At 69.6% G+C, this 18732-nt stretch carries 18 protein-coding genes; 10 read left to right on the top strand and 8 right to left on the bottom strand.

The window, feature by feature from the left end; genetic code table 11:
* Positions 1-570: 570 nt before the first annotated feature.
* Positions 571-3132: a DUF6049 family protein gene (locus AC5W7N_RS04840; RefSeq protein ID WP_195006877.1), complete on the bottom strand. Its 2562-nt coding sequence runs from the start codon at positions 3130-3132 to the stop codon at positions 571-573.
* Positions 3129-3665 (bottom strand): NUDIX hydrolase, encoded by a 537-nt coding sequence (locus AC5W7N_RS04845; protein WP_081597542.1) that lies wholly within the window; start codon positions 3663-3665, stop codon positions 3129-3131. The genes AC5W7N_RS04840 and AC5W7N_RS04845 overlap by 4 nt, the downstream gene beginning before the upstream one ends.
* Positions 3666-3787: 122 nt before the next feature.
* On the opposite strand from AC5W7N_RS04845, the gene AC5W7N_RS04850 reads away from it, so the two are divergent.
* Entirely contained in the window at positions 3788-5284 is a 1497-nt protein-coding gene (locus AC5W7N_RS04850; protein WP_490724315.1) for a CCA tRNA nucleotidyltransferase, read from the top strand.
* Positions 5285-5325: 41 nt separating this feature from the next.
* Here AC5W7N_RS04850 and AC5W7N_RS04855 read toward each other — a convergent pair whose 3' ends face one another.
* Positions 5326-6141 (bottom strand): hypothetical protein, encoded by an 816-nt coding sequence (locus AC5W7N_RS04855; protein WP_163813357.1) that lies wholly within the window; start codon positions 6139-6141, stop codon positions 5326-5328.
* A 150-nt stretch (positions 6142-6291) separates the two neighbouring features.
* Here AC5W7N_RS04855 and AC5W7N_RS04860 point away from each other — a divergent pair, with 150 nt between their 5' ends.
* The 3 genes from AC5W7N_RS04860 (at position 6292) to AC5W7N_RS04870 (ending at position 8804) form a co-directional block, all read left to right on the top strand.
* A complete protein-coding gene (locus AC5W7N_RS04860; RefSeq protein ID WP_163813358.1) occupies positions 6292-7047 on the top strand; it encodes a LamB/YcsF family protein in 756 nt (251 codons plus the stop codon).
* Positions 7048-7136: 89 nt separating this feature from the next.
* Positions 7137-7841, top strand: coding sequence for a 5-oxoprolinase subunit B family protein (locus AC5W7N_RS04865; protein ID WP_490724316.1), 705 nt, complete (start codon positions 7137-7139; stop codon positions 7839-7841).
* A gap of 96 nt (positions 7842-7937) precedes the next feature.
* The gene (locus tag AC5W7N_RS04870; protein ID WP_195020342.1) at positions 7938-8804 is read left to right on the top strand and encodes a 5-oxoprolinase subunit C family protein; all 867 of its coding nucleotides are present in this window, start codon (positions 7938-7940) and stop codon (positions 8802-8804) included.
* On the opposite strand, the gene AC5W7N_RS04875 is transcribed toward AC5W7N_RS04870, so the two are convergent.
* Entirely contained in the window at positions 8805-10430 is a 1626-nt protein-coding gene (locus AC5W7N_RS04875) for a glycoside hydrolase family 183 protein (protein ID WP_495923331.1), read from the bottom strand.
* A gap of 200 nt (positions 10431-10630) precedes the next feature.
* Here AC5W7N_RS04875 and AC5W7N_RS04880 point away from each other — a divergent pair, with 200 nt between their 5' ends.
* Positions 10631-11329 (top strand): hypothetical protein, encoded by a 699-nt coding sequence (locus AC5W7N_RS04880; protein WP_490724318.1) that lies wholly within the window; start codon positions 10631-10633, stop codon positions 11327-11329.
* A 143-nt stretch (positions 11330-11472) separates the two neighbouring features.
* On the opposite strand, the gene AC5W7N_RS04885 is transcribed toward AC5W7N_RS04880, so the two are convergent.
* Entirely contained in the window at positions 11473-12807 is a 1335-nt protein-coding gene (locus AC5W7N_RS04885; protein WP_163813447.1) for an MFS transporter, read from the bottom strand.
* 150 nt (positions 12808-12957) lie between these two features.
* On the bottom strand, positions 12958-13425 hold the full coding sequence (locus tag AC5W7N_RS04890) for an NUDIX hydrolase (RefSeq protein ID WP_163813363.1): 468 nt from the start codon (positions 13423-13425) through the stop codon (positions 12958-12960).
* A gap of 224 nt (positions 13426-13649) precedes the next feature.
* On the opposite strand from AC5W7N_RS04890, the gene AC5W7N_RS04895 reads away from it, so the two are divergent.
* Positions 13650-14441, top strand: coding sequence for a pirin family protein (locus AC5W7N_RS04895; RefSeq protein ID WP_163813364.1), 792 nt, complete (start codon positions 13650-13652; stop codon positions 14439-14441).
* A 117-nt stretch (positions 14442-14558) separates the two neighbouring features.
* Entirely contained in the window at positions 14559-15029 is a 471-nt protein-coding gene (locus tag AC5W7N_RS04900) for a DUF4190 domain-containing protein (protein ID WP_194990513.1), read from the top strand.
* Here the strand turns inward: AC5W7N_RS04900 and AC5W7N_RS04905 are convergent.
* Positions 15007-15531, bottom strand: coding sequence for a hypothetical protein (locus AC5W7N_RS04905; protein WP_194990512.1), 525 nt, complete (start codon positions 15529-15531; stop codon positions 15007-15009). The genes AC5W7N_RS04900 and AC5W7N_RS04905 overlap by 23 nt on opposite strands.
* A gap of 132 nt (positions 15532-15663) precedes the next feature.
* Here AC5W7N_RS04905 and AC5W7N_RS04910 point away from each other — a divergent pair, with 132 nt between their 5' ends.
* From AC5W7N_RS04910 to AC5W7N_RS04920, 3 genes are all read left to right on the top strand, one after another.
* Positions 15664-16515, top strand: a complete 852-nt coding sequence (locus AC5W7N_RS04910; protein WP_194990511.1) for a helix-turn-helix domain-containing protein — start codon at positions 15664-15666, stop codon at positions 16513-16515.
* A gap of 10 nt (positions 16516-16525) precedes the next feature.
* Positions 16526-16906: a DUF397 domain-containing protein gene (locus AC5W7N_RS04915; protein WP_163813368.1), complete on the top strand. Its 381-nt coding sequence runs from the start codon at positions 16526-16528 to the stop codon at positions 16904-16906.
* A 138-nt stretch (positions 16907-17044) separates the two neighbouring features.
* Entirely contained in the window at positions 17045-18046 is a 1002-nt protein-coding gene (locus AC5W7N_RS04920) for an RNA polymerase subunit sigma-70 (protein WP_195020339.1), read from the top strand.
* Positions 18047-18095: 49 nt separating this feature from the next.
* Here the strand turns inward: AC5W7N_RS04920 and AC5W7N_RS04925 are convergent, their stop codons facing one another.
* Positions 18096-18680 (bottom strand): dihydrofolate reductase family protein, encoded by a 585-nt coding sequence (locus AC5W7N_RS04925; protein WP_194990509.1) that lies wholly within the window; start codon positions 18678-18680, stop codon positions 18096-18098.
* Between the last annotated feature and the right edge of the window lie 52 nt (positions 18681-18732).

Below are 18732 nucleotides of genomic sequence, written 5' to 3' on the forward strand. Positions count from 1 at the left end.
GGTTGCCCAGGAACCGGACGACCCTGATCCTGCGGCGGAAGCGGCCGCTGCGGCCTGCCCTGCTGCGGCGGTCCCGGACGTACCGGGCGTTGCCGCGGTAGCTCACCGCTGCGTGGATTGCCTCCGCCCTGTGGCGGCATGCCGCGCGGCGGGATGCGCTGCGGTGGCGGTAGCGGCCCCGGACGTCCCGGGTGCCCTGACGGGGGTGGGCCGGGCCGTGGTGGCCGGGGTTCGGCCGGATAACTCTGCTGACCGGGATGCACCGGCGGCGCCGGACGCTGCGGCGGCGGCATCCGACGGCCCGGGGCGGGCGGTTCGCCGGGGCGGCTGATGCGGGGCACTCCAGGGCCTGCGCCGTCGCCGCTCATCGTCGGCTCCGGGTGCGGTCCTCGTTCCCAGGGCGCCGCGGGGGCCCGCCGGGCCGGTGGTCCGTCGGGGCGGTCCTCGGGTCGCTGATGAGCGAATTGATCATCGTCGCCCATCATGCCTCCTGTGCATCGCCGGACAGCGGAACCGGACGGTGACGATGAGCTGCGCCGCGCCGAAGCGCGCCGGGCGGGCCTGGCTCATCTACACCTCCTGTTGCTGTCCTTGCTGCCGAAGTGCGCGCTTACGCGCCCGCCGGTACCTGTTCACCCGCCGCCGGATGCCCGGATCGACGCCCTTGTCGGCGGGATCCGGCTCTCCGTGGAACCGGCGCCACAGGCGGCGTCCGGCCAACAGGAACAGCAGTATCCCGGCACATGCGGTAATTATCGCCAGCGTTTGACCGTACGCGTTCGAACGCACCGACACCGACGTGGCGTTGCCGAGCGGCACCCCCTCCGGCGTGGTAAGCGAAATCGGAATGACCAGGTTACGGGAGTCGCTGACCTCGGTGGGGATCTGGAACGAGCGGGTGCCGCGCGGCGGTAGCTGCTGTTCACCGATATCGGTGATCTTCGTCTCGGCCGGAGCGTCGATCCGGAACCGGATCCGCACCGCGACCGGCAGATCATTGCGGGCGACCAAGAGCAAGGGGCTCTGCTCGGAGGCGAGGGTGTACACCCCGCCCGGCGGCAGCACGGTGACCGAGCCGAACATACGGTCCAGTGCCGTGGTGGTCTGCTCCACCCGGCGCTGGGCGAAGGTATCGGCCATCGCGGTTTCACCGCGGCGGTCCGACAGGCTCAGCGCGCGCACCAGGTCATCGCGCAGCGGGGTGAGGAACTCCTGCGGCGTCGGCTCCGACTGCGGCACCTCGACCAGCGCGCGCATCAGTTCGCTGATCCGATGGCCCTGTTCGCGGATCGGCGCGACGAACCGGCCGGGCGCCGCGTCCTGACTCGCCTGCGCGAGGTAATCGACCTGGTAGGGCGCGATGTCTGCGGGCTGGTCGAGCAGCTGGGCGAAGGTGCGCGGGGTGGCCAGATTGTTCTGGAGCAGCAGATCGACCTGCCGCAGGACCGCGATGGCCTCATCGCGGTTGGCGCCCCACTGCTGCGGCGGCACCAGCAGGGCCGAGCGCGGCCGGTCCGGGCGCGGGTTGAGCGCGCTCCACGACAGTGCGCCGAGCGCGTCCTGCAAGCGGGCGGTCCTGGAGTCCTTGGTGACCTCGTAGCGGACCCGGTCGGGGGTGAACGAGGGCGTCGGCGGGTTGGAGCCCATCGCGGCCAGCGCCGTCGCCGACCAGATATCGAAGGTGGCCGCGCGCAGGGCCGGATCGTCGGCGGGTTCGGGGACGCGGGGCGTCGGAGCCCCCGCGGCGGGTGGCGGCGTCGCTGCGGGTGGGACCGGCGTTTCGGGTGCGGGCGGGGTGATGCCGGGCAGCCGGACCATATCGGGCGTACCCGGTTCCGGCTCGGTGCGCGCGGTGCGCGTGGCGGCCGTGCGTCCGGTGACGCCGGTGCGGGCCGAGGCGATCGCCGCATCGCCGGCCGGCGCGACGGCATTATCGGCCAGAATCGCGGTCTTGAAGCCGTTGCTGCGCAGCAGTACTCCCGCGCTGGTGTCGATACTGCCGGAATCGGGCAGGCTCACGCCGCGTACCGACCGGGTGGCCAGGATCGAATCGACCACGTCGGCGGGCGCCTTCACCGCGCGTGCGGTGAGTTGCGGATCGTCCACCGCGGCCAGTGCCGACAGGTCCACCTGCGCGAACGGCAGGGCCACCGTGCACATCGATGAGGCCAGCGAGCGCAACCGGTCCAGCCAGGCCTTGGCATGCTCGGAGCCGGTGCCCGCCCTGGTCGCACCGCCCGGGTCCGACGGGCTGGCCAGCACGCGGTAGTCGCCGGTCATCGCCTCCACGGTGAGCAGCAGATCCGGGTCGACGGCCACGCACACCGAGGACGCGAGCCGCTTGTCCCGGCCCGCATCACTGCCGAGCACGGTCTCCAACGCGTCCAGCAGCTGTTCCAGCCGGCCGCCCTTGGCCAGCGACGACGCCAGCTCGTCATCGGTCAGTTCGGGCAGCTCGTCCACCGTGCCCGCGCGCCCGGCCACCAGCCGTGGCCGATCCGCCAGCGGCCACACCAGCGTGGTGGCCACCGGGGGCGCCGGGGCGGGCGGCACCGCCTCGGTATCGCCGGCCGACGCGGGCGGCAGGCCGAGCACCGGCAGCAGGAAGCGGGCGTCGTCGAGGCGGGCCTGGCTGCCGTAGGCCGGTTCCCCGTTGACGTTGAGCAGCAGCGGATATACCCCGGGCGCGGTGATGTCGAGCGAGGCGCCGGTGTCGTCGGCGCGCAACGCGATGCTCAGCGTGAACTGGCGGCGCTGGCCGGGGCTGAGCCGTTCGGCGACGTCCTCGAACGGGCCCGCCACCTCGTAGTTGGCCTGGTCCAGCCGCAGTGCGGTGCGTAGCCCACTGGGTTCGGCGATCGCGCGGGCGCGCTGCACCCGGACGCTGACGTCGTCGACCACCCGATCGCCGATATTGGTGACGGTGCCCGACACGGTCAGCAGCGGATCGCTGGTGGTGGTCACCGTGGTCGGGGTCACCGAATCCAGCGAGAGCTTGAGGAACTTCGGCGACGACGCCTCACCTGACTCGCTCGGCTGCGCGCCCGCGGGCGGTTCGCTCAGCACCGGCAGCGTCGCCACCGCGCCGAGAATCGTCAGGACCGCCACGATGATCCGCAGTCCACGCGTCATTGCTTGCCGGTCTCCATCCGGTCGATCAGCCGGTTCGCCACCTCGGCCAGGCGCCGTTCGTCGGCATAGGCGAGCCGGGAGTCGAGTTCACTCAACGGAACCCACGCCACCTGGGTGACTTCGATGTCCGCGTCGGACAGTTCACCACCGACCGAGCGTAAAAGGAAATGGTGCACCGTTTTGTGTACCCGGCGGCCGTCGGTGACGAACCAGTAATCGATGCTGCCGAGTTCGGCGACCACCACACCCTGGATGCCGGTTTCCTCGGCGACCTCACGGATGGCGGTCTGCTCGGAGGTCTCGCCTTCTTCGATATGGCCCTTTGGTAGCGACCACAGCAGCCGCCCGCGCCGGTCGGTGCGCCCGATCAGGGCGGCGCTGCGCTGTTCACGTGGCCCATCGAGACCGTCGACGACGAGGCCACCCGCGGAAGTCTCCTTGACCGTGCGCATGCGAGGTCTCGCCGCGTTTCCGGCCGAACCTCGGCGCCGGGGCTGGCGGCGTCGACTGTTCGCGCGATCGGCCGGGGACACCAAGCAATCCTAATCGACGGCGCCGCCCCGGCCGTCCATAGTCCGGCGTATGGCGGCGCCGTTCCCGGCCCGCGGAGATGGCGGTGTCCGGGACAACCTGCGCCTGGGTAAGGTTCACGTTCGTGGTTTCGACCGGCCCCGACCCCGCCCAGCTGCCAGCGCAGACCGATCACGCGCAGCTCGCGCCCGATGAGCGCCGCACCAGGCTGCTCGCCGCGGCGGCGGTGACCCTCGGCAGCCTCGGCGATGTGCTCACCCCGCTCGGCGAACTCTTCGCCGCGCGCGGATTCCAGCTGTATCTGGTCGGCGGCAGTGTCCGCGACGCGGTGCTCGGGCGCCTCGGCACCGATCTCGATTTCACCACCGATGCCAGGCCCGAGCAGGTGCAGCAGCTGCTGCGCGGCTGGGCCGACCATCTGTGGGATACCGGCGGCCTGGCCTTCGGCACCGTCAGCGCGGCCAAGGACGATCAGCAGCTCGAGATCACCACCTTCCGCAGCGACGCCTACGACCGGGTCTCCCGCAATCCGGAGGTCACCTTCGGCGACAGCCTCGAGGGTGATCTGGTGCGGCGCGATTTCACCGTCAACGCGATGGCGGTGAAGATCGGCGCGGACGGTGCATTGGAGTTCGTCGATCCGCTCGGCGGCATGGACGCCCTGCTCGCGGGCATGCTCGACACCCCGTCGACGCCGCAGGAATCCTTCGGCGACGATCCGTTGCGGATGCTGCGCGCCGCCCGCTTCGTCTCCCAGCTCGGTTTCACGCTGCATCCGCGGGTGCAGGAGGCGATCACCGAGATGGCCGGTGAGATCGAACGCATCACCGCCGAGCGGGTGCGCACCGAACTGGACAAGCTCATCGCGGGCGCGCATCCCATCGACGGCATCAACATCATGTGCGAGACCGGGTTGGCTCAGATCGTGCTGCCCGAGGTGCCCGCGATGAAGCTGGAGATCGACGAGCACCACCAGCACAAGGACGTGTACTGGCATTCGCTGACCGTGCTCGAACAGGCCATCGACCAGGAAGAGGGCGATCCCGACCTGGTGCTGCGCTGGGCGGCGCTGCTGCACGACATCGGCAAGCCGGACACCAAACGCAATGAGCCCGGCGGCGGGGTGAGCTTCCACCATCACGAGGTGGTGGGCGCGAAGATGGTGCGCAAGCGGATGCGGGCGCTGAAATACCCGAAGCAGTTCACCGAGGACGTGGCCAGGCTGGTGTTCCTGCACCTGCGGTTCCATGGCTACGGCAAGGGCCAGTGGACCGATTCCGCGGTGCGCCGCTACGTCACCGATGCGGGTGATCTGCTGCCCCGGCTGCACAAACTGGTGCGCGCCGACTGCACCACCCGCAACAAGCGCCGTGCCGCGGCCCTGCGCGCCACCTATGACGATCTGGAGCACCGGATCGCGCGGCTGCAGGAGCAGGAGGACCTCGATCGGGTGCGGCCCGACCTCGACGGCAACGCGATCATGGAACTCCTCGGCCTGAAACCGGGGCCCGAGGTCGGCAAGGCCTGGAAGTACCTGAAGGAACTCCGGCTCGATCGTGGCCCGCTGACCAGGGACGAGGCCGAGGCGGCACTCCTGGAGTGGTGGAAGAGCCAGCAGTGAGGCGGCTGCTCGGCTGATCCGGCCGGACCGGCGCGGCCGGTCTAGAACACGATCAGCGTCGTCCCCGCGACGATCGCCGCGCGCATCTGCGCCAGGTCGATCGAACCGCTGACCTCCGGCAACTCGATCCGGAACCGCACAAGTTCCCCCTCGCGGGCGGCGTGCACGACGCGCGCGTCGTTGGGCAGTTCGGGCAGGCGGATCGGGCGAACGGTACGCATCCGTCGCGGTATCGGCACACCGAACCAGCCGGCCCGGCGCACGTCGAGGGTGAGCAGGTTGTCGCGCACCCAGGCGTCGGCGACCGCGGTGATCCGGCGCTGCCGGTGTACGGCGCGGACCAGGCCGTCCGGCGCGAGGGAGAGTTTCCAATCCAGCTGTTGCTCGTTGAGCCAGTCGACCAGGGCGGCGGTGGTCACGGTGCCCTCGACATCGAGTTGTGCGGTGCGCACTTTGGTGGGCACACCGGGGATGAGCCGCACGCCGTGCGCGATCACCGTCATCTCGCGGATCGGGTGCCGATCCCACTGCAGGTCGGTGAGCACCGTCTTGGTCTGGAAGTGCGCGCCGCGGCGGCGCACCTTCAATACCTCGAGGGTCGCGGTCAGATCATGGCCGAGCAGGGTTGCGGTGACTTCCTGGCCGCCGAATCGGCTCAGGATGCCCTCGCTGAGCACGGTGAGCAGCACATCGGGCATGAGCGCGGTCACCGTGCCCGCACCCAGATCGGCCACCGGATCCACCCAGGCCGTGGTGTAGGAAATCCACTGCTCCAGCGAGGACTGCTCGAACAGCCGTTTGCCGAAGTCCACTGCCCACAGCGGTGACCAGGACTTCGGGTCGAAATACGTGGCCATGATTGCTCCGAGCGTACTGGCCCGGCCCGGCGACGACCATCGCCGAATCCGCCCTCGACGGCGGCCGATACCCCGCGACCGGGCCAGGACTGCGATCCTTGTCTGCGGAATCACACCCCGGGGACAATGGTGACGACGGGAAGGACGCGCATGGCGCTGGATCTGAACAGTGATCTCGGCGAAGGCTTCGGGCCGTGGACGATGGGCGATGACGCGGCGATGCTCGACATCGTCACCAGCGCCAACATCGCCTGCGGCGGGCATGCCGGTGATCCGACGATCATGCGCCGCACCTGCGCGTCGGCGGTGGAGAAGGGCGTCCGGATCGGTGCCCACGTCGGCTACCGCGATCTGGCCGGATTCGGCCGGCGCGCGATCGCGGTGGCGCCCGCCGAACTGCGCGACGAGGTGCTGTACCAGATCGGCGGCCTGGATGGTTTCGCCCGCGCCGAGGGCGACCGGGTGCGGTATGTGAAGCCGCACGGCGCGCTCTATCACGCGGCCGCACGGGATCGGAAGATCGCCGACGCGGTGCTGGCCGCGGTCGCCGAATATGATCCCGAGCTCGCGCTGCTCGGCCCGGCCGGTACCGAACTCGAACACGCCGCCGGCCATATCGGGGTGCGGTTCATCGGCGAGGGGTTCGCCGATCGCGGCTACACCCCGTCCGGTGGACTCGCCGAGCGCGGTACCTCCGGGGCGATTCTGCATACCAATGAGGCGGTCGCCCAGGCGGTCTCGATCGCCATGTCCGGCACCGCGCGCACCGTCGGCGGGTCCGGTGAGGTCACCGTGCGCGCGACGAGCATCTGCGTGCACGGCGATACCCCCGAGGCGGTGGACATGGCCCGGCTGATCCGGGAGACGCTGGATGAGGTCGGCGTGGTGGTCGCGCCCTTCAGCTGAACGGGGTGACCCGCCCCGGCCGGGTGCGCGCGATCGCCGATACGGCGCGCGCGGGGGCCGTACCATCGGTGGCCTGGAGGGAGGCGCTGATGACAACATCGACCGGTTCGGTGCCCCACCGGGCGCGCGCCGATGCCGCCGCGCAGGCCATTCGCCCGGCCGGTGATCGCGCCTTTCTGCTCACTCCGCATCCGGCGGACGCGGTAGCGGAATTGGCTGCGACACTGCGCGATCGGCGGCTCGACGGGGTGCAGGATGTGCTACCCGCCGCTGAAACCGTGCTGGTCACGCTGCGATCCACCCGCGACGCCGAGCCGGTCCGGCGGGCGTTGCACACCGTCCTCGAGGAGCTGACCGAGCGCGCCGATTCCGGCGACGTTTCCCGTGGAACATCGCCCGTGGGCGAGCCGGTGGTGATCCCGGTGCACTACGACGGCGCCGATCTGGACGAGGTCGCCCGGACGCTCGGCCTCGGCGTCGAGGGCGTGATCGCCGCGCACACCGGAACCGTATGGTATTGCGCCTTCGTCGGTTTCGCGCCCGGCTTCGGCTACCTGCGCTCCCCCGACGACCGCCTCACGGTGCCGCGCCGCGCCGAGTCGCGGACGGCGATCCCGGCCGGGAGCGTCGCGTTGGCGGGCGGATATTCGGCGGTCTATCCGCGTAAGTCGCCGGGCGGGTGGCAGCTGATCGGACGTACTGAGCTGACCATGTGGGACGTCGACCGTGATCCGCCCGCGCTGATCCGAGCGGGCACCGCGGTGCGTTTCGTCGATGCTCGGGCAAGCCGATGAGACCGGGCCACGGCGCACGCGCGGATGAGATCAGCGCGCCCGCGCCGGCGGGGCGATGAGAGCGGACGGGTCTGTGGCAGCGCCGGGGAGGCAGGAATGACCGACGATGCGAAACTGCTGGTCGAACGGGTGGGTCCGCTGGCGACCATCCAGGATCTCGGCCGCGCCGGTTGGTTCGATTCGGGCGTCGGTGTATCCGGAGCGGCCGATCGCGCGGCGCTCCGATTGGCCAATCGGCTGGTCGGGAATCCGGAGGGGCATGCCGGGATCGAGGTGTTGCTCGGCGGTGTGCGATTGCGGACCATGCGCCCCACCACGCTCGCCATCACGGGAGCGCCCGCGCCGGTGACGGTCGACGGCCGTCCGGTCGGGCATGCCAGCGTGCTGGAACTCGAAGCGGACCAAGTCGTTTCGCTCGGCCTCGCGTCGACGGGGTTGCGCAGTTATATCGGCGTGCGCGGCGGCGTCGACGTCGCGCCGGTACTCGGCTCGCGCAGCCGCGACACCATGTCCGGGATCGGGCCGCAACCGCTGCGCGCGGGTGATGAGGTGCCCATCGGCCCTGCGCCACGGACCTTTCCGATCCTCGACCTCGCGCCGCTGCCGAATCTGCCGGTGCTGCTGGATATTCGAGCCATACCCGGCCCACGGGACGACTGGTTCACCGATCCGGCGGCCTTGTTCGCAGGCAGCTGGTCGGTCAGCGCCGACGTCGACCGGGTCGGTGCGCGGCTGCGCCGGGAATCCGGGCCGCCGCTGGAACGATCTCGCACACAGGAACTTCCGACCGAGGGGGTCGCGCTCGGCGCCATTCAGGTGCCGCCGGCCGGGCAGCCGGTGGTGTTTCTCGCCGATCACCCGATCACCGGTGGCTATCCGGTGATCGCGGTGGTGGCCGATGCCGACATCGACCTCATGGCGCAGGCCAGGCCCGGGCAGACGGTGCGGTTCCGGCGCTGCTGATCAGGGCTGATCGAGGCGCGCGTGCATGAGATAGACGTTGTAGCTGTCCCAGGCCGAGATGGTGAAATACAGATCCTTCGCCGTCGACCACGGATGGATGAAGCCGCCGTAGGACTTGGGGTAGTCGGTGGTCGACACCAGCGGCACCGCCTCGGTCCACGCACCCTGCGGTGACGCCGCGGTCCGCAGGACGATCGCGCCGCGCGCCGAATCCAGATACACCATCTGCCAGCGGCCCGATTCCGCGTCGTAGCGAACCGACAGTTCCGAAGCGATCCCGGGAACCAATGGGGTCGCGAGGTTTTCGGCCGCGGGCGCCCAGGTGCCGCCCACCCAGTACTGATAGGCCGACTTGTTGAGCACCTCGTCCTTTGGCACCCTGGCCAGGCCGATCACGCCGATGCGCCCGTTGGGTGTGCCGAACATGTAGACGTAATCGCCCTGCGGGACCATCGCCGCCACCTGGAACCGGCCGAGCCCGAACAGGTTCTCCCACTTGGCATGCTGATCCTTGACCCAGGTGCTGCCGTTGTCGTCGGAGTAGGCGATCCCGCCGTAATTGGTCCACCACAGGCCGGGGATGCGGCTCCAGCGGTTCACCGACATATAGCTCAGGTACTGGCGGTCGCCGAGGGCGAAGCCGGAGGTGGGGATGGTGGTGGTCTCCCAGTTCTTCACCTTGCGGCTGCCGAGGAGTTCGGCGGCGTGGCAGCGGCTGTCCTGCACCATGGTGTCGATCCGCAGCCCGTCGGCGAGGTCGCGGTCGGTGCTGTAACCGAGGACGTTGCTGCGCCAGTCCTCGTCCGCGCCGCCCGCGCCGCCCGGACTCCAGCCCTTGCCGAAGGTGTCGCCGAACACCACGGCCACCTCACCGGGCCGGTTCTCCCACATCAGGCCGAGATCGGTGCCGTCGACCTGCCAGCGCATATCGGTCCGGTTCGCCGAGCCGGGGCCGGTGACCTGCTCGACCAACCGCACCGACTCCACCCGGGCCGGCGCGACCGCGGCGCTCAGCGGTCCGGGTTCGGCGGGGTGCACCACGTGGGGCGGTGCGGGTTGCGGTGGGTCGCCCGGCTCGCCGGGTACCGGGATCGGGATGGGTTCGATCTCGGGTTTGATCTGGATCTTGGGCAGTTTGATCGGCTCGGCGGAACCGGAGGAGCTGCCCGAACCGGAACCACTGCCCGAGCCATTACTCGAACCCGAACCCGGCGCCGCCGGTGGCGACTGCGGGGCGGGCGCCGACTCTTCCGGTTTCGCGTTGTCGCGGATATCGGGGCACGGGTTGCGGCAGGGATCGCTCGGCAGCGGCTCCGGCACGATCCGGGTGTTGTCCTGCGGCGGGTCCGGCACCGGCACCGGGGTGAGCTGCGGGACCGGAACCGGGATATCGATCTGCGGCGGCAGCGGTGGCGCGGGCGGCTGAGCGGGGTCCGGCTCACGGGCGAGCGGATCGAAACCCACCTCGCCGCAACTGTTCACCGGCGGCGGCGCCCACGGAAACGGTGCCGCCTGCACCGGCGCAGGCACCGCGAGCACACCCGTGAGCAGCACGCCGAACAGGGCGGGACGGAGCGGGGCGGCGGCGCGGGAGTGGATACCGAGGTGGTTCGGCAGAAGTCCCATGGCGCGGCGGCTCCCGGGTCGGATCGGAACGGGCGTAGCTGATCCCGTGGCCCCACCGGTGCAGCCGGCTCCGGGGCCCGGCCGGATCAAGCGAAGATCAACTTACCGTGCGGGGAGCCCGAATCGAGGGATGGGAGCCCCCGATCGACGAATGTTGCTCGCGGTGGAACCGGATCAGCGCGCGCCGCGTCCAAGCAGATATGAACGAGATCGAGTACGCCTTCGGAACCGGCGACGGCGCCGTCGACGTCTGGTCGACGCAGGCGAATCTGGAACTGGCCGGATCGCCGGACGCCGTGCAGCTGGACTTCGACGGCGACGGGCTGATCGACGACGCCATGTGGGACACCCAGGGCGATGGCGTCGCCGACGTCGCCGCCCTCGACCTGAACGACGACGGCGTACTCGATGCCTTCTTCACCGACCCGTCCGGGGCAGGCGTCTGGGACCACCAGATCACCGGAACCAGCGCCGACGCGGCCAGTGAGCCCCTGGACTGGATCGTCCGAGGCGATGCCCCGCCGGCCCCCGCCGGTCACGACTCCCCCGCCGGGTACGCGGCCACACACCCCGGCCCCGCGGAGGATCCGCGCGCGGGGCAGGCCGCGCCCGAGTCGGTTTCCGGGCAGCACGCCCCGCCCCATCCGGCGCCGTCGATGGGTCCTTCCGGCGGGCACGGCGACCAGCCGCCTCTCGCGAGTCGGCCCGGCCCGATGCCCGCGCCGCCGCAGCCGATTCCGCCGGTGGATCCGTTCGGGCGGCCGGATATGCAGCCGGGCAATCCAACGGGCCTGGTGGTGCAGTTCGACCTGGAGATGCAGGTGCATGCGTTGCCCGGGCAGCAAGAACTGTCTGTGGATCCGGCGGTGGCCGGGTCCACAGCCGACGAGCGGGGCTGAGCGTCCTCCTCGTCCAGCCGGTCCGGGCCGGATCGACGAACTCCGCCGACGTTCGAGGGGTCGATGTGCGGGATTGGCCGATCCGCCTGGACACCCGGGGCTTATCGGCTACTCGCCGGGAACAGCGCGGTGACGCTACCGGCTCAGCGGGTGCTCCTCGCCGCCCGTGCACGCCGGGAGTTCAGGGCGATGGCGGCTACGCCCGCGCAATAGATGGCCGCACCGGCCGCCACCACCGGCAGCGACCGGCCGTCGGTGGGGACGACCAGCGCGGTGAGCGCGATGGCCAGCACGAACGCCACATTGAACACGGTGTCCTGGAGGGCGAACACCTGGCCGCGCCGGGTGTCGTCGACATCGATCTGCATGGCCGCGTCACCGGTGAGTTTGATGGTCTGGCCGGCCAAACCGAACAGGAAGGCCCCGGCAAGCAGCAGTTGGTGGGCCCGATGCGCGGCGTCACCCGTGTCGGCCACCGCGATCGGCGTCACCAGCAGCAGCTGCACTGCCGTCGCGGTCACCAAGCCCGCCAGCACGGTGCGCGGCCTGCCCAACCGTGGGATCAGCACCGGCGCGACCACCGCGGCCACCAGCATGCCGCTCGCCGTCGCGGCGATCGCGACACCGAAGCCGATCAGGCCGCTGTCCACGCCCGAGCCGTCCGAGGGCGCCTGCCGCAGCACCAGCACCATGATCAGCGTGTTCATCCCGAACACGATGCGGTGCGTGCCGATCCCGATCATCGCGGTGGTGACCTGCACCGAATCCCAGACCGCGCGGGCGCCGGTGCGCAGTCCGGTCGCGACCGCGCGCACCGTGCCGGTTCGTGCGGCCGACCCGGCTTCCGGGCCGAGCGCGCGAGCCGCGAATCCGGCCGCCAGCAGCGCACCCGCCACCGAACCGGTCGCGCTCGCGCCCACCGCGACCGCCGATCCGGTATCCCCCGCGCCGATCAGCCCGATCACCGCGACCGACGCCGCGGCCCCCACCCCGGCGCAGCCGGAGGCCACCGTGGCGAGCACCGAATTCGTCGGCACCAGCCAGCGCTGCGCCAGCACCCGTGGCAGCGCGGCCGAGACCCCCGCCATCACGAACCTGCTGATGCCCACCACCGCGAGCGCGAGCAACAGCAGCGGCGTCTCGCCGATCCCGCCGAGCAGGCCGAGGCTCACGACACCGATCAGCACCGCCCGCAGCACATTCGCCACCAGCAGCACCGTGCGCCGATCCCATCGGTCCAGCAGCGCGCCCGCGTACGGTCCGATGAAGGAATACGGGAGCAACAGCACCGCGAACCCGGCCGCGATGGCCAGTGGATCGGTCTCGCGTTCGGGATTGAACAGGATGGCACCCGAGAGCGCCGCCTGGAACATGCCGTCACCGAACTGTCCGGTGAACCGGACCAGCGCAAGCCGCGCCACACCGGGGCTCTCCCGCAGGGCGGTGCGAAAAGCCCTGGCCTTGCCGAGCGCGTTCATCGGCGGTGCGGGGGCGGCAGGCTCGCCGGACTCGTCCGCCCCATGGCGGTTGTCGGGGCGAGCACTGGACACGGCCGGGAGGCTACCCGGAGCAGGTTCTGTCCATATTTCCGAGCATGCCCGGCCGTGGTCGCCGCGGTGCGGGAGTGGTCAGCGAATTCCGGTGCTGACCAGTGCGATGACTGTTTGCCGCATATCCGGCGCCATCGGCAACTCGGCCAGCCCCTCGGCATCGATCCAGGCGTAGGCGTCGTGTTCGCCGGGTGCCAGTTCGACCTCACCTGGTTCGGCCTCTACCACGAAGGCGAATTTACGGACTCGTGCCTTCGTTCTGGTGGCGTAGTCGAAGCTGCCCAGAAAATCGGTGATCGCGCGTAACCGCAGACCGGTTTCCTCGTGCAGTTCCCTGGCCACGCTCTCGGCGAAGCTTTCCCCCGTTTCGACACCGCCGCCGGGCAGTTCGTACATGCCGCCGTGATAATCGTCCGGTACCCGCCGCACGACCAGCAGTTTCCGGTCGCGGAATACTGCGACGCCGACCACGAAGTCGGTGATCCCGTCGCGGTGCGCCTCGGTGCGGAGCTGCCGCTCGACGCGGGCGAGTGTTTCCGGTCGCATCCGGCCCATCCCTCCGGTTCCCTTGGGGCACATTCTGTTACGCCACCGCACCGATTCGGCAGATCGGCCGGTACTGCTCACCTACCGTTCATCCGCTGGTCGCTCGCGTAAAATGCCGAGTGCAGACAATTTACAAGGAATGGGGAGTATCGCGCGCCCGCGGTCGCGCCTGCGGTACTTCGACCGGAAAGGCGATGGTGCCAGGGCCCGAGAGGAGGACCGCGATGTCCACACTCACGACTCCGCATATTGATGTCCATCGCGGCGGCGACCGCATGAAAACGCGTATCTCGTGGCTCGATTCGAAACACTCGTTCTCGTTCGGCCAGCACTACGACCCCGATAACACCCATCACGGGCTGTTGCTCGTGAATAACGAGGATATAGTTCTGCCAGGTCAGGGCTTCGATACCCATCCGCATCGGGATATGGAGATCGTCACCTGGGTGCTCAGCGGCAGCCTTGTCCATCAGGATTCCCTCGGCCACAGCGGAATCATCTATCCGGGCCTGGCCCAGCGGATGAGCGCGGGCACCGGAATTATGCATTCGGAGAAGAACGATTCCTGGCGGCTGGACGGGAATCGACCCGAACACGACGAGCCGGTCCATTTCGTGCAGATGTGGGTGCTGCCGGATGAGCCCGGCGTCGAGCCCGGCTACCAGCAGCTCGAGATCGACGATCAGCTGGCCGGCGGCGGCCTGGTCACCGTCGCCTCCGGGCTCCCCCGCTATCGCGACCGCACCGCCATCGCCATCAACAGCAGCCATTCGGCGTTGCACGTGGCCCGGCTCGCGGCCACCGAGCCGGGCGGTCCCGATTCGGTCATCGAGTTGCCCGACGCGCTGTATCTGCACGTGTTCATCGCGCGCGGCGAGGTCGATATGGAGGGCGTCGGCCCGCTCTACGAGGGCGACGCGGTGCGGATGACGCGCTCGGGTGGGCAGCGCATCACCGCGCGGATGCCCTCGGAAGTCCTGGTCTGGGAGATGCACGCGCGCCTCGGCGGTCCATAGGCGGCACGCCGGAACGGCCGCCGACGCACCGGTCCACGCGCGGTCCGCCATTACCATCGAAGGCCGGCGGGCGCGATCCATCGATGCCCAAGCCGGCGGCCCGACCGAGAGGACACCATGTCGCAGTATCCGCCTCCTCCTCCCGGCGACTATCCATCCCCGCCGCCCGGCCGGTACCCGGGTCAGCCCGAATACTGGCAGGAATCGCCCCAGCGCAAGGGTCTCGCGATCACCGCGCTGGTGCTCGGCATCCTGGCCGCACTGAGCTTCTGGACGGTCGTCGGCGGCGTCCTGTTCGGCCTGTTCGCGGTGATCTTCGGCGTGATCGCGGTGATCAAGGCGACGCGGGGCCGTGCCGGTGGTGCCGTCATGGCGTGGATCGGGCTGATCCTCGGTGCGCTCGCGATCGTCGGTGCCGTCATCGCCGGCATCGTCTACTGGGGGTTCGCCGAGGAGACCGGCTTCACCGACTTCTACGACTGCGTGAGCAACGCCGGCGGCGATCAGGCCGAGATCGACCAGTGCGAACGCGAATGGAACCAGCGCATCGAAGACAAGGTCGGCATCACCCCGACTCCCGCGCCCTGACCGCGACCGCTCTGGTCGCGGCCACCACATGGCCGAACTCGGGCCGGTAATCGCCTTGCGGCGGGTTGATCCAGATCCGGTAGCCGTTGCGTTCGTCGGCCGGTGAGGGCAGCACGATCTGGCTACCGGGCAGCGCCACCGACGCGCATTCGCGGAACAGATCCGCGAACAGATCGGTATCGAGGTAGGAGTCGTCCACCGGTTCGGTGAGGAAGGTCCAGCGCGAGGAGCGCGGATGCGCGATGATCGGGCCGTTGCGCATCCCCCGGCTGTCGAGCCGGTCGTGCACCTGCCGGCCGAGCACCGCAGGCATCGCCACCGCGCCGACCGCCCCGATCTCGAGCACGATGCGGCCCAATGTCCGATCGACGTCGGCGAACAGGCCGTGCTCGGTGCGGTAGCGGTGACAGCGGGCCACCGCTTCGGAGTCTGCGCGGGTGTGGTGAGGCGGATCGGACGCGGGATAACTGCCCGGCTCGGAATCGGTGCGGGACGTACTCATGACGAACCTCGCCCTCGGCGCTGGTGGATCTCGTACAGGTGGGATCGACCGCTGACCTCGACAGTAGACCCGGCCACCAGCGCTGACAATAGTCACACGCCGATGACTTCGGCGGGCGTAGCATCGGCTGCCATGGCACCCGTTTCACCGACAGTTGCCCGCTGGGAATTGGTGCTGCGGCTGCGTGAGCTGCGCGAACAGCGCGGCTACGACTCGGCCGGGTTCGCCAAGCTGGTCGGCTTCACACCGGCCAACTGGTCGCATGTGGAAAAGGGCAGGCGGGTGCTGACCACCAACACCATCGGCCCCGTGCTCGATCAGCTCGAGGTGGAACCGGAAGAACGCGCCGAACTGCTCGAGCTGCTGCGGGCCAGTAAACAGCGCGGCTGGTGGGCGAAATCGTCGGCGCTGATCGGCTCGGAATTGCAGCGGCTCTACGGAATGGAGTACGGCGCACAGAGCATCCGCAGCTACGACAGCTCCGTGGTGCCTGGCCTACTGCAGACCGAGGCCTACGCCAGGGCGTTGATCAGCGCCGATGTCATGATCCGGCCGGTGCAGGTGGAGCAGCTGGTGGCGATCCGGATGCAGCGCCAGCGGCGGTTGCGCGGGCAAGATCCGGTGGAGTTGACCGCGGTGGTCGGCGAGGGCACGCTGCGTCAGCAGACCGGCGGGCCGGATGTGCTGGCCGCGCAATTGCGTCACCTGGTGGACCTGATGACCGAACTCGGCAATGTCGAGGTGCGCGTCATCCCGTTCACCGCGTCGGCCGGTGCGGTGCTCGGCGGGTCGAGTTTCCATCTGATCGACTTCACCAGCGAGCGGCTACCCACCTTCGGCTGGGCCGAGAGCGCGGTCTTCGGCGGTGCCGTCGACGACCCGGAGCAGGTGCGCGATCTGAGCTTCGCCTTCGTGCGCGCACTGGAACAATCATTGTCGCGAGATGACTCATTATCCCTGCTCAGACGGTATATGGTCGGGTAAAATGCGGCCCATGGCCACCACCGCGAAGTATCGGCCGCATGCCCGCGGCTGGTTCACATCGAGCAGATCCAACAATGGCAATCAATGTGTCGAGGTTCGGTTCGATGGTGATGCGGTGCTCATCCGTGACAGCAAATACCGCCGCAACCCGGCCAACCGCCCCGACGAAGAGCCCATCATCACCGTCACCGCATGCGAATGGACCGCATTCATCGCCACCGTCACCGGGCGCGGGCCCGCCACCAGCGTCTTGACCGTGCACACCGCCGAGGACGGCTACACCAGTCTCGGCCACCGCGCCACCACCCTCACCTACACCCCTGAGGAGTGGCAGGCCTTCCTCGACGGCGCCATCGCCGGCGAGTTCGACCGCATCATCCTGCCGGCCTGAACGTCACTCGAATAATCGCGCCCGCCGATCGGCTTCCGCGGCAGGAGGTTTCGAGTCGGCGAGCATAGGCGTGCCGGTCCGTGCGGTGTCGTCGGTTCCGATCCGATGGCCACCGCCCCGGTGGCAGGATCGACGACCATGACCGACGCTGGATCGCCGGGCGCCGACGAGGCCACGTTCATCGCGGTGGTTCGCTCGGGCGATGCGGCGCGGTTCGCGCTCATCACCGAGCGCCATCGGCGTGAGCTGCAGGTGCATTGCTACCGGATGCTGGCGAATTACGAAGACGCCATGGACATGACGCAGGAGACGTTCCTGCGTGCGTGGAACAAGCGCGAGTCGTTCAGGGGCGAGGCAGGGTTGCGGACCTGGCTCTACCGGATCGCGACGAACGTCTGCCTCGACTTTCTGGACAAGCGCAACAACCGCACCCCGCTACCGTCCGAGCTGTCGGAGGCCGACCTGCTGTATCTCCAGCCGTACCCGGACCGGATGCTTCCCGAGGACCCGCAGGACTCGGTGGTGGCGCGCGAGACGATCGAGCTGGCGTTCATCGTCGCCGTGCAGTACCTGCCGCCGCGGCAGCGGGCGGTGTTCATCCTGCGTGACGTCCTCGGCTGGCCCGCGCCGACGGCGGCCGACGCGCTCGAGTTGACCGTCGCATCGGTGACCAGCGCACTGCAGCGGGCGCGGGTGACGGTGCGCGAGCAGCTGCCCGGCCGCCGCCTCGACTGGCGCGGTCCCGCCACCCACGCGCTGTCGAATGCCGAGCGAGCCGTGGTGAACTCCTACATCGCGGCTCACGAGCACAACGACCTCGACGGGCTGACCGCCCTGTTACGCGACCACCTGCGGTTCGCGATGCTGCCCGAAATGGGCACCGTCGTCACGACGGCCGAGGACGCGGTCGACGGCTGGGTCTCCGGCGGGCTGTTCCAGCGCGGCCGCGACGACTGGCGCGGTTTCGTCACGGCGGTCAACCGCATGCCTGCCGCCGCGCTGTATCTGCGTCAGCCGGGCGACAAGGAGTACCGGCCATTCGCCCTCGCGGTCCTGCACATCGTCGACGGGAAGATCGCCGAGCTCACCGGATTCGACGTCACCGGCAAGTCATGGCTGGATCTGCCCCCGACGCTGTGATCGGGAACGACATCGGCCTTCACTCACGAGCCGATCGCCCGTCCCGTGCTCACCGCCTCGTCTCGTATCGGGTCAGCAGGATGCCGCCGGGAAAGGTCCGGGTCTCCACGAGGTTCACCCGCACCCAGCTGTCCAGTGCGGTGAAGAACGGTGTACCGCCACCCACCAGGACCGGGTGGGTGACCAGCAGATATTCGTCGATCAACCCGGCCCGCATGGCCGCGCCGGCGAGCCTCGCGCCGCCGATGTCGATCGGGCCGCCGTCCTCGGCTTTCAGCCGGGTGATCTCGGCCACCGGGTCGCCGGTGACGACGCGGGTATTCCAGTCGGCCGTGCCGATCGTCGACGAGAACACCACCTTCGGCATGTCCCGCCAGCGGCGGGAGAACTCGATCTCCGCCGGCGTGGCGCCCGGCTGCTGGTCGGCGGTCGGCCAGTGCGAACTCATCGCCTCCCACAGCTTGCGCCCGTACAGCGCCAGACCGGTCTCCGCCACCCGGTCGGACCACCACTCGAACAGCTCGTCACCAGGCGAGGAGTCCGGGCCTTCACCCCCGCTCCAGCCGAGGTCGTCGCCGCGGGCGGCGATGTAGCCGTCCAGGGTCACATTCATGGCAAAAGTCAGTTTCCGCATGTGTCGGCCTCCTGTGAGTCGATGGCACAAGTACTGACGGTCGGGGCGGCAA

It is taken from the genome of Nocardia sp. CDC519, from assembly GCF_059509835.1.